The sequence below is a fragment of the Paramesorhizobium salinisoli genome (assembly GCF_003335045.1).
GTDB lineage: Bacteria > Pseudomonadota > Alphaproteobacteria > Rhizobiales > Rhizobiaceae > Paramesorhizobium > Paramesorhizobium salinisoli.
Genome location: NZ_QOZG01000036.1, coordinates 1 through 8,408, shown reverse-complemented (window position 1 = coordinate 8,408; position 8,408 = coordinate 1). Strand labels below are relative to the sequence as shown.

The 8,408-nt window shown below is 57.2% G+C and carries 10 protein-coding genes and 3 pseudogenes; 7 read left to right on the top strand and 6 right to left on the bottom strand.

Translation table 11 applies throughout. The features are described from left to right. Window positions 1–320: 320 nt before the first annotated feature. On the top strand, window positions 321–959 hold the full coding sequence (locus tag DUT91_RS24025; RefSeq protein ID WP_114442925.1) for a class I SAM-dependent methyltransferase: 639 nt from the start codon (window positions 321–323) through the stop codon (window positions 957–959). 427 nt (window positions 960–1,386) lie between these two features. Here DUT91_RS24025 and DUT91_RS24020 read toward each other — a convergent pair whose 3' ends face one another. Continuing rightward, window positions 1,387–2,340 carry an NmrA/HSCARG family protein gene (locus tag DUT91_RS24020; RefSeq protein WP_114442924.1) on the bottom strand — a complete coding sequence of 318 codons (954 nt, stop codon included), beginning with the start codon at window positions 2,338–2,340 and terminating at the stop codon, window positions 1,387–1,389. A 97-nt stretch (window positions 2,341–2,437) separates the two neighbouring features. Between DUT91_RS24020 and DUT91_RS24015 the strand changes: the two genes are divergently transcribed. Continuing rightward, on the top strand, window positions 2,438–3,352 hold the full coding sequence (locus tag DUT91_RS24015; protein ID WP_114442923.1) for a LysR family transcriptional regulator: 915 nt from the start codon (window positions 2,438–2,440) through the stop codon (window positions 3,350–3,352). 273 nt (window positions 3,353–3,625) lie between these two features. On the opposite strand, the gene DUT91_RS24010 is transcribed toward DUT91_RS24015, so the two are convergent. Both DUT91_RS24010 and DUT91_RS24005 read right to left on the bottom strand, forming a co-directional pair. Beyond that, window positions 3,626–3,904 carry a DUF6622 family protein gene (locus DUT91_RS24010; RefSeq protein ID WP_114442922.1) on the bottom strand — a complete coding sequence of 93 codons (279 nt, stop codon included), beginning with the start codon at window positions 3,902–3,904 and terminating at the stop codon, window positions 3,626–3,628. A 139-nt stretch (window positions 3,905–4,043) separates the two neighbouring features. Further along, on the bottom strand, window positions 4,044–4,307 hold the full coding sequence (locus DUT91_RS24005) for a GNAT family N-acetyltransferase (protein ID WP_114442921.1): 264 nt from the start codon (window positions 4,305–4,307) through the stop codon (window positions 4,044–4,046). A gap of 67 nt (window positions 4,308–4,374) precedes the next feature. On the opposite strand from DUT91_RS24005, the pseudogene DUT91_RS27000 reads away from it, so the two are divergent. Together DUT91_RS27000 and DUT91_RS25900 are read left to right on the top strand one after the other, a co-directional pair. Next, window positions 4,375–4,596 (top strand): annotated as a pseudogene (locus tag DUT91_RS27000) (transposase family protein); the annotation flags it as partial. 31 nt (window positions 4,597–4,627) lie between these two features. Continuing rightward, window positions 4,628–4,825: pseudogene (locus DUT91_RS25900) on the top strand (SMC-Scp complex subunit ScpB); the annotation flags it as partial. A gap of 58 nt (window positions 4,826–4,883) precedes the next feature. Here DUT91_RS25900 and DUT91_RS23990 read toward each other — a convergent pair. Beyond that, window positions 4,884–5,462, bottom strand: a complete 579-nt coding sequence (locus DUT91_RS23990) for a PIN domain-containing protein (protein WP_114442920.1) — start codon at window positions 5,460–5,462, stop codon at window positions 4,884–4,886. After that, on the bottom strand, window positions 5,452–5,898 hold the full coding sequence (locus DUT91_RS23985) for a MerR family transcriptional regulator (protein WP_114442919.1): 447 nt from the start codon (window positions 5,896–5,898) through the stop codon (window positions 5,452–5,454). The genes DUT91_RS23990 and DUT91_RS23985 overlap by 11 nt, the downstream gene beginning before the upstream one ends. A 244-nt stretch (window positions 5,899–6,142) precedes the next feature. On the opposite strand from DUT91_RS23985, the gene DUT91_RS27330 reads away from it, so the two are divergent. The 3 genes from DUT91_RS27330 to DUT91_RS23970 all read left to right on the top strand — a co-directional run bounded on the left by DUT91_RS27330 (window position 6,143) and on the right by DUT91_RS23970 (window position 7,702). Beyond that, the gene (locus DUT91_RS27330; protein ID WP_114442918.1) at window positions 6,143–6,859 is read left to right on the top strand and encodes a PDDEXK family nuclease; all 717 of its coding nucleotides are present in this window, start codon (window positions 6,143–6,145) and stop codon (window positions 6,857–6,859) included. Window positions 6,860–7,169: 310 nt separating this feature from the next. Continuing rightward, window positions 7,170–7,412 carry a type II toxin-antitoxin system ParD family antitoxin gene (locus tag DUT91_RS23975; RefSeq protein ID WP_114442917.1) on the top strand — a complete coding sequence of 81 codons (243 nt, stop codon included), beginning with the start codon at window positions 7,170–7,172 and terminating at the stop codon, window positions 7,410–7,412. After that, complete coding sequence (locus DUT91_RS23970; RefSeq protein WP_114442916.1) at window positions 7,409–7,702, top strand: type II toxin-antitoxin system RelE/ParE family toxin; 294 nt, start codon at window positions 7,409–7,411, stop codon at window positions 7,700–7,702. Before DUT91_RS23975 ends, DUT91_RS23970 begins: the two co-directional genes overlap by 4 nt. A 434-nt stretch (window positions 7,703–8,136) precedes the next feature. On the opposite strand, the pseudogene DUT91_RS26990 reads toward DUT91_RS23970, so the two are convergent. Beyond that, window positions 8,137–8,232 (bottom strand): annotated as a pseudogene (locus DUT91_RS26990) (NrsF family protein); the annotation flags it as partial. Window positions 8,233–8,408: the final 176 nt, after the last annotated feature.

Below are 8,408 nucleotides of genomic sequence, written 5' to 3'. Positions count from 1 at the left end.
CTGATCGAGCCTAGGGGAACGCCCAATACCGGCACCGCCGGGGGCGAGAGAACGAAAGACATAGACGTATGGATCTAGTTGCCCGCAATTCCCTGATGGGCCGATCTCGGACTTTCCTCCAGTCTTGATTCGTAATATGCGATCGGCAGCTCTGCGCCCATCCCGGTCGTTCCGCCGGCGCGCCCCTGGGCCGTGGCGAGGAAGGCGCGAGCCCGGTTCCAATCGATGTTCATCATACAAATTTGTATAACACTTGTGCGATCCCCCACAATTCCAAATCTCTGCGCATATGCTAGAGGACGGGATACAGGAGAGCTTCGATGTTCCACACAGAAAACGATGCGCGCTTCTGGGATCGCATCGCGCGCAAATATGCCGCCGATCCGATTACCGACATGACGGGCTACGAGCGCACGCTCGAGCGCACGCGCCATTATCTCGAGGGCGATGAGGTGGCGTTCGAGTTTGGATGCGGCACAGGAACGACGGCGCTAAAGCTCGCGCCCTCGCTCGCGCGCCTCGTGGCGACCGACATATCCAGCGAGATGATTGCGATCGCGCGCGAGAAGGCCGAGGCTGGGGGCCGCGCCAACGCCGAGTTCGAGGTTGCAACGCCCGATGCGGCGCCGTGGCCAGACGGAACCTTCGACGTCGCTTTCGGCTTCAATGTTCTGCATTTGATGGCCGCGCGGGAAGCCGCTCTGAAGGGCGTCCATCGGCTCTTGCGGCCTGGCGGGCTCTTCATCTCCAAGACGCCGTGCCTGAAGGAAATGAACCCGGTCGTGCGGGTCGCAATACCGGTGATGCAATTTTTCGGCAAAGCGCCTAACGTAGCGGTTCTTTCCGCCCAAGAGCTGGAGCGCGAGATAACTGCGGCGGGATTTGAAATTATTGAGCGCGCCCGCCATGGCTCGCGCGGCACGGACGTGCGGCCGTTCCTTGTGGCGAGAAAACGGTAAAGACACTAGCTGCGCCCGCCGATCTCAAGTCGGACGCCAGAACCTACTCAACTTTGCCTGGCATCGAACTCGCCAGGTGTTCGTTCTCCACGCTTCTGCGCCCCACGCGCGGGAAAGATCGATCCGCAATGCGCCGTCGAGCGGCCCAGTCGAATAAGAGCCTGACGGTGATCAGCCGAAACCGCTCGAGGTGACCGGCCGGTGGGCAGTGCCAAGCAGGATTTCGAGACGACACATCTCGGGAAGGTATACGACATCGAACTGCGATCGGAGGACGGCGCTGAGGCAAATACTGAAGGCTGCTCGGCGCGTGGAGAATGGTGGCCGGTCCTCGAGTTTCATTGAGCTAAAGTCTGCTTATGGGTGGTTAGCAGTCCGGCAGCTTTTGGCTGCATTGGTAGAGTAAGCGGCCTTTGCGATCTCGCAATCAAACGCCGAAGGATTGGGCCTGCCCTTGCCACCCGGTCGATCGCAGAAATTGCTCCCATGTGAGGCTGTTTGGATCTACGTCCCGGCTCCACGCAAGGTCACGATCCTGGCGATAATAGCCATATTCGGTGGCATATTCGGCCATCCCCAATAGCTCGCGCACCAGGAGTTCGTTCGCCGCAAAATCGGGGAAGTGATGAAGCAACCCTTCTCGGGTGTAAGCCGAGCTATATGCAGCCTTCCGACCCGTGACGCGGGTGAACGTGGCGACCATTTCCCGGGGCGAGATAATGTCGCCGATGACCGGCATGGACTTGCCTGCATATTTCTCCGGATCGGAGAATATCTCCAGCACTGCCGGCCCCGTCGCACTCATAGGATCGACAAAAGGCGCCCGGAAATCTTCCGGTAAATAGATCGGAAATATCAGGGTGTCGCCATTCATGCGTGGCGTGTAGTATTCAAGGAGATTGGTATAAAAGAAGGCCAATATGATGAAGGAGCTTTGTACAGGGAGTGTGCGGATATAATCCTTAATGTTCGCTTTGTCGGTAAAATGCGGAGCGAATTTTTCTCCGTGTGTGATTTGATCGACATTTTCCAGGCTGCTGAAAACAAGATGTTGGACGCCCGCCTCAACGGCCGCATCGGCTAATTCCCTGCCAAGTGCGGCTTCATGCGTATCTGGTGGCGCGATAGGGGGCGTCATAAGGAACACGCCGTGGGAGCCTTCAAAGGCCGTCACCATCGCCAGTTTTTGCCCCAGTTCTAACGGCACGTTCATGAGTTCCGCACCGTCATGCGCCAGGCTTTGCGCCTCCACCGAGTCTATGCGGCGAGTCAGCGCGCGGACGCGGTAATTCCCGCTTTCCAGCAAGGATCGCGTGGCGTTGCGACCTTGCTTACTCAAGGCTCCGACGACGGTGATAAGGGGCTTATGGGTCGGCGACATCATGCTCTCCGCTGGTTGGCCTGTGGGTCAGCCGAGAAGCTATTCATTGCACCAGTTATTCGGTAGATAGCGAAAAGGTATAGGATAGTTGCGATAAATGGATAAATCAGCGATCACCTTAGAGAGGATGCGCAGCTTCGTCCGCGTTGCGGAGCGTGGCAGCTTTTCGGCCGTGGCCCGCGAATATGGTGTCGGCCAAGCCACCATCACCCGCCACATCACAGAGCTGGAGGGCGCGCTTGGCACCACCCTTCTCAGTCGGACCACCCGGCGCGTCACGCTTACGGCCGAAGGCACGGACTACCTGGATAATGCACGCACCATCCTGCGGCTGGTGGACGAGGCCGCCGATGACGCGCGCAGCGCGGGTGAGCGCCTGGATGGAAAAATCCGGGTTTCTTGCACCGCCGCTTTGGGGGTGCGACATGTCCAGCGGATATTGTTCGAGTTTCAGGATCAGCATCCAAATGTGAGCATCGACCTCAGGCTGTCCGACGTTCAAATTGATCTGGTGCGCGAGGCGGTGGATATTGCGATCCGGTTGGGGCCGCTCGCCGACAGTTCCATGCAGCGCAAGGCCATTGGCAATTCACGCCGGGTGCTAGTGGCTTCACGCGCCTATCTGGAAGAGCACGGACGCCCGCAGAGGCCGGATGATTTGCGGCACCATCAGACGATCCGCATGAGCAACGTAGTCGGAAGCGACATGCTCGTTCTCCACCCGCAGGAGGGGCGGCCTTGCTCGATACCGTTCGACGGTCGGCTGCTGGTTGATCACGGCCTCGCCGCCCGGGAAGCCTTGATACAGGGGCGTGGCATCGCTCCCGCTCATGTCTGGTTGGTGGACGACCTTCTGCAGGCTGGGGCGGTGGAGCAGGTATTTCCAGACTACGCGCCAGAGCCAGTCCCGCTATCCATCCTCATTGTACCCGGCCGCGCGCGTATCAAACGTATCCGCTCGCTGATCGACGCGGTTAGCGGCGCCCTCAAGGCATTGCCCGGTATTGGGTAGTGGTAGGTCCGCGTCCGGCGACTGAACCGGCGAAGTCCTATGGCCGATGTTGGTCGATTCCGGTCGCTAGAGGGGCCTCACAGGGTCACATAGTGGAAAAAAAGGTCAAATAGCGTGGCAATCGACACATTAATGTCGATTGCCACGCTATTTGACTTGGGTCATCCCACTAAGCCATTGAATGCAAGCTGTGGCAGTCTGACGGAATCGGTAAAATGGCCCCTTTGGTCAAGATATTTGCCCTTCCTTGTTGAAGAAATGGAAAATCGTTGCTTATCCTGATCGCGCGGCCTTATTGCCGTTGCGACCGAAGGCCCGATAAAGCTGGAGAATGGTCCCGCCGCCCCAAAAGACGCCATCAACTGCACCCGCGACGGCACCATAGAAGACGTTGTAGCTAGTATTAGCGGCAAGATCTGGTTGATGCGCCAAGGCGACTGAAAGAGCGTATTTGGCAAGAAATCCGATGCTTACCAAAATCAAGGTTACAGGCGTGCCAGGGCGATGTATGAGCCCGCTCAACGGATCGAGCCGCGCCGGCGCTTGGCTCATCGCCAATAGCAACCCGATAGCCGCGCCAACCACGAGCGCGCCCGCAAAGGATGCAAAGGCGGGCGCGAGATAGTTCAGTTCTGTTGCGATGCCATATAGAGATTCTTCATCGCGAAAATGTTTGGCTCATAGTCGCTCACTAGAGGGAAGCTCGAAGGATATGATTTGGATAGGCCTGATCGCCAATCTGAAAATGTGTCTCCCCGGCTTTCTCGAAACCATTCCGGATATAAAAAGACGTTGCTCGTTCATTTTCGGCGTTAACCGCCAACCAGACGTTCGGTCTGCCCGCTTCAGCACAAAATTTCAGTCCTGATTGCAGTAGCCTTCTGCCTGCTCCGTTTCCCTGATGTCGCTTGGCACTTATTTGTAAGAATGCGGCGAATAGGTCCAGGCTTGGCATTTAATTGGGGTCTTCCTCACTTTGTGTGGTTAACAAGTGGTTAGCAGTCACGCCGTTATGGGCGGGCATGCGAACGAAATCGAAATGGTCGCCCGGTCCGGGCATTAAAGTGCAGAGCGTTGTATCCAACGGTGATGGTGATTGGGTTGTGTCTGCTTGCGGACCATCCTCGGGTATTTGCCCAAATTGCCGACAACAGAGCGGAAGTCGGCACGGCTGGTCGTACCGCAGTCTCCAAGACCTGCCGATCCAAGGCAATGAAGTGAAGGTAAGGCTTCGGCTGAGCCGCTGGCGTTGCACATATCGACAGTGCAAACGGCAAACATTCCGGGCCGCGCAGCCCAGCGCCCGGCGCGCCCTACACATATGTGACGACGAAGAACTTCCTATCCGCCTTCGGCATGGAGACGCTACGCGACCTCCCCGACATCGACGCGCTCGAGGATGCCGGGTTGCTGAGCAGACATGCCAAGCAAGAGGAGCCGCTTTTGGCCGAGTCAGAAAGCGAAGAGGAATAAGGCTGTTGCCACGGGCCCGGGGTACTCGGTTGCCGATCTCTGTCTGGACCTGGTCCGATTACTTCAGCCCGGCGATGTTCCGGCGAAGCACGTCTGAAAATTTTGGCAGCCTGCTTTGCTCGAGGGCATCTACGAATGCCTCAACCGATGGCGTTGTTTTGCGCAGATTGAGCCGGGCGCGTTTGACGCTGGAGATCAGCGCGTCGGGAAACGCGGCATGGAGATCGGCCAGGAAATCATCCGGCGACTGACTGGTTACGCCGTGGGGGAGGAGGTGTCTTGCTGGAAAGTCTTTCAGGTTCCAGGTGACGATCACGGAGGCTTTCCCAGCAATGGCGGTTGCGAGAACATGCCGATCGTCCGGGTCAGGCAGTTCGAGCTCTGCGACCAACGGGCGATAGTTCGTCACGTCCGCCTCCGGCAGGACGGCCTTCATCCTGTCACGCGTGGCAATCAGACGTTCTATTGGTAAGGCAGGCGTGTTGGCGGCGAGATTGCGCATCCACTCGTCATGGATGTCGTCGGTCCAGCGCGCATCGACGAGACCGTCGAAGGCGCACTGGATCAGGACGTTGCGCAGATGGAAGGGATAGAGGACGCAGGCATCATAGACCGCGACGGGCGGTTTAGATGCCATGGGTCTGAATCAGGTCTTCCGTGTCCTCAGCCAGCGCTTCCATCGCTGCCTGACAGGCGTCGAGCCTGGATTTCAGTGCGAGCACGTCTTTCAGGAGGGCGCGGCGGTGTTTGCCGACATAGCGAAATGGCAGATCGCCCCGATCCATGCGCAGGACGACGAGGGGACGGGAGATGCCGAGAATCGCCGACGCCTCGGTCGGGCTGAGTTCCTGGTCTTCGGCCAACACGGCGACGCGCTCGCCGCGCAGCATATGCGCCAAAAGGGTCTCAACTGCCGCAGCGGCCGAGGGCGGAATCGATAGCGTCTGTTCCCGGCCACCTGCATGACGAACATGAAGCTCCAGTCTGTCGCCCGCAGTCAGCTTCGGCAAGGGCGAAGCTGCCCTGCGGTCTCGATCCGACAATCCGGCGAAGTGAATGAGCTGGCTGGCCATGGCGATATCTCCTTGATCGCCAATATAGTGCGCACCGCATGTAACTGCAATAACTGAAAGTCGGCCAATTTGATCCCGGCGGTGGCGATGCGGGTCGCCAGTTTGCCACCGACGCTCTGAAGTCAGTCGGCTTTCCAAACCTTCATCTGGTATTTCGGCCGCCAAGCCGTTCTGGCAGGCGCTTATGGCGTGCCGGAATCCACGTTATTTGCCCAGTCATACGATGCTCGGTTAGTATCTGGCCATGGCCGATCCATTGACAAAGGAACAGCGCTCAGAGCGAATGGCCCGCATCGCGGGCAAGGACACGCGGCCCGAGATGGCCGTGCGCCGACTCATCCATCAAATGGGCTATCGCTATCGCCTGCATGTCCGCTCCCCGAGCGAGACGCTGGTTTCGTTCGCGGAGATGGCCGCACACCGGAAGAAGCCCAAGGACGCCATGGCCCTTCGGAACGCTGTCCTTTATCAAGCTTATTTCTCTAAGTATCTGGAATGGAGCTACGAGCAGGAAGTGCGCGCCGTGAATTTCGAAGACTATGTTGAGGACGTGAGCGGCAACAAAATTCTCTACGTACCAAAACGATGTGTCGCGGCAGTAATCTCCGGAGCCAATTCTTCCCCGCAGGCGAGAAATGCTCTTCAGAAGGCTGCGCAGGAACTTGGTGCCGACTTCTTTGTCGGAAAAATAGGTCGCAGCTATCCAACACCTTATCTAATTACAGGCGCAGGTGGCGGCAGAGTGTTTGCGGACGGGGAGATAGTTCCTCCGATTGCGGAATGTGCTGAATGCGCGGAGCCGCTTAGAGACAAGCGAGACCTGTGTCCGTGGTGTTCTATTGACGACGCCCAACGAATAGAGGCCGCCTCAAACAATCCTTTCAGGATCCTGGATCATTTTGAACTGCTTGGGGAATATGTTGAAGGATATCCTGCGGGGCCACGGAAGCCCTACAAGTAAGCTCATGACCGATCGCGAGGGCGACGGCTGTCAGGCTCGATGTCTCGCAGAAGCGGGCATGCTGAGGCTTCCTCGGCTCAGGGAAAACCATAAAGCTCGCGCACCAGCGGCGGACGTCAATTGCCGATGGACTTCCCCGCTTGCAATACTCTGATCAGACAGATCGACATTCGGCAACAGATTTCATTAATCTTTCAATGCCTTAGTGCTATAAGATCTGCCGGATCGTCGGTTCCAATCCTTTCAAGACGTTCGAATCTTTGACAAACTTTGCCAAAGTCAGTTATGGTGCCTTCAAATGGAGGTGCCAATGGCGACGATGAATGTATCTCTTCCAGACCCGATGAAGGATTGGGTGGAGGCGCAGGCTAGGACCGGGCGATATTCCAATGCCAGCGACTACGTGCGCGACCTGATCCGACGCGATCAGATACGCAACGACAAGATTGCCGCCATGCAAAGCCTCGTCGATGCCGGGCTGCGAAGTGGTGTTGGCGTACGGTCAAAGGACGAACTCTTTGCTGAGGCGATGACTCGTGCCGGAGAGCCATGAGTTTTAGCCTTTCAGTTGAGGCTGAAGAGGACATTATCGCGATTGCCGAGCAAGGTGTCCGTATGTTCGGAGCAGGCCAAGCAAAGCGCTACCACAATGAACTTTTCGCATTACTTGATCTGGTAGCTGCCAATCCACGCATCGCGCGCGAACGGGATGAGATCAATCCGCCCGTTAGAATTCATCCCTTCAAAGCGCATCTCATCGTTTATCGGATCGAAAATGATGAGACAATTTTTGTAATACGAATTCGCCACGGCCATGAAGATTGGGCAAGTAATTCGATATAGCGCACCAAGCTTCGAGCTGGGGGGGAATTGGTGTGCCTCAGGTTCGAATCGGTTCAAGATTGGAGTTTTACGCAACGTTGGACGATCGGTTCGCGTTTACACCAATCGCGACCACCAGAGATCGTCCGGGTCACATCAATATGGCGTGAATTTCGCGCGCAAGGATGCCATTGACCTTGCCCCCCAAGTTTTATCCAGCTTTGAGTTCGCTCCAGCGGTTTTGGGTTGCTGTATCCTCCAGCAAGCTTGTCCGCAGGTCGTCCAGATGCTGATCCATGGTGAAGCTCTCCGGCGGCCGAGGATGCATGACGAGGAAACTTGTCCAGTGCAGAGCACGTTAGCTTGGCTTAAATGTTCCGCTCAGCTTTCTTGGTCAGTCGCCCCGCCCAACCGTCCACGTTACCATAGGCGCTGCGCATATTCTTTAAGAGCTCTCACCAACGAGCGAGGCGACTGGCGGCAAGGGCTCCGATGACTGCAAGCATGGAGACAGCAATCGTATACCAGGTCGCCACGAAAAGCGGGGAATCTGAGAGCGGCGGTGCAAAATTAGTCCACGGTAGCGGCGGGATTGTCCCGGCTTCGGGCGGAGTAAAATCCGGCCACCTATTTCTCTTCTGCAATGAACGCAGGAGGGACAGGGGATCTACACCGTGGAACTTTATCTGAAGGTGCGGCTGGCTGTTTCGGAAGGGATGAGCCGGCG

Bases quoted from the DNA above. Each gene is read 5' to 3' on its own strand.
- DUT91_RS24025 (WP_114442925.1), top strand. From the start codon at position 321: ATGTTCCACACAGAAAACGATGCGCGCTTCTGGGATCGCATCGCGCGC.
- DUT91_RS24020 (WP_114442924.1), bottom strand. From the start codon at position 2,340: ATGTCGCCGACCCATAAGCCCCTTATCACCGTCGTCGGAGCCTTGAGT.
- DUT91_RS24015 (WP_114442923.1), top strand. From the start codon at position 2,438: ATGGATAAATCAGCGATCACCTTAGAGAGGATGCGCAGCTTCGTCCGC.
- DUT91_RS24010 (WP_114442922.1), bottom strand. From the start codon at position 3,904: ATGAGCCAAGCGCCGGCGCGGCTCGATCCGTTGAGCGGGCTCATACAT.
- DUT91_RS24005 (WP_114442921.1), bottom strand. From the start codon at position 4,307: ATGCCAAGCCTGGACCTATTCGCCGCATTCTTACAAATAAGTGCCAAG.
- DUT91_RS23990 (WP_114442920.1), bottom strand. From the start codon at position 5,462: ATGGCATCTAAACCGCCCGTCGCGGTCTATGATGCCTGCGTCCTCTAT.
- DUT91_RS23985 (WP_114442919.1), bottom strand. From the start codon at position 5,898: ATGGCCAGCCAGCTCATTCACTTCGCCGGATTGTCGGATCGAGACCGC.
- DUT91_RS27330 (WP_114442918.1), top strand. From the start codon at position 6,143: ATGGCCGATCCATTGACAAAGGAACAGCGCTCAGAGCGAATGGCCCGC.
- DUT91_RS23975 (WP_114442917.1), top strand. From the start codon at position 7,170: ATGGCGACGATGAATGTATCTCTTCCAGACCCGATGAAGGATTGGGTG.
- DUT91_RS23970 (WP_114442916.1), top strand. From the start codon at position 7,409: ATGAGTTTTAGCCTTTCAGTTGAGGCTGAAGAGGACATTATCGCGATT.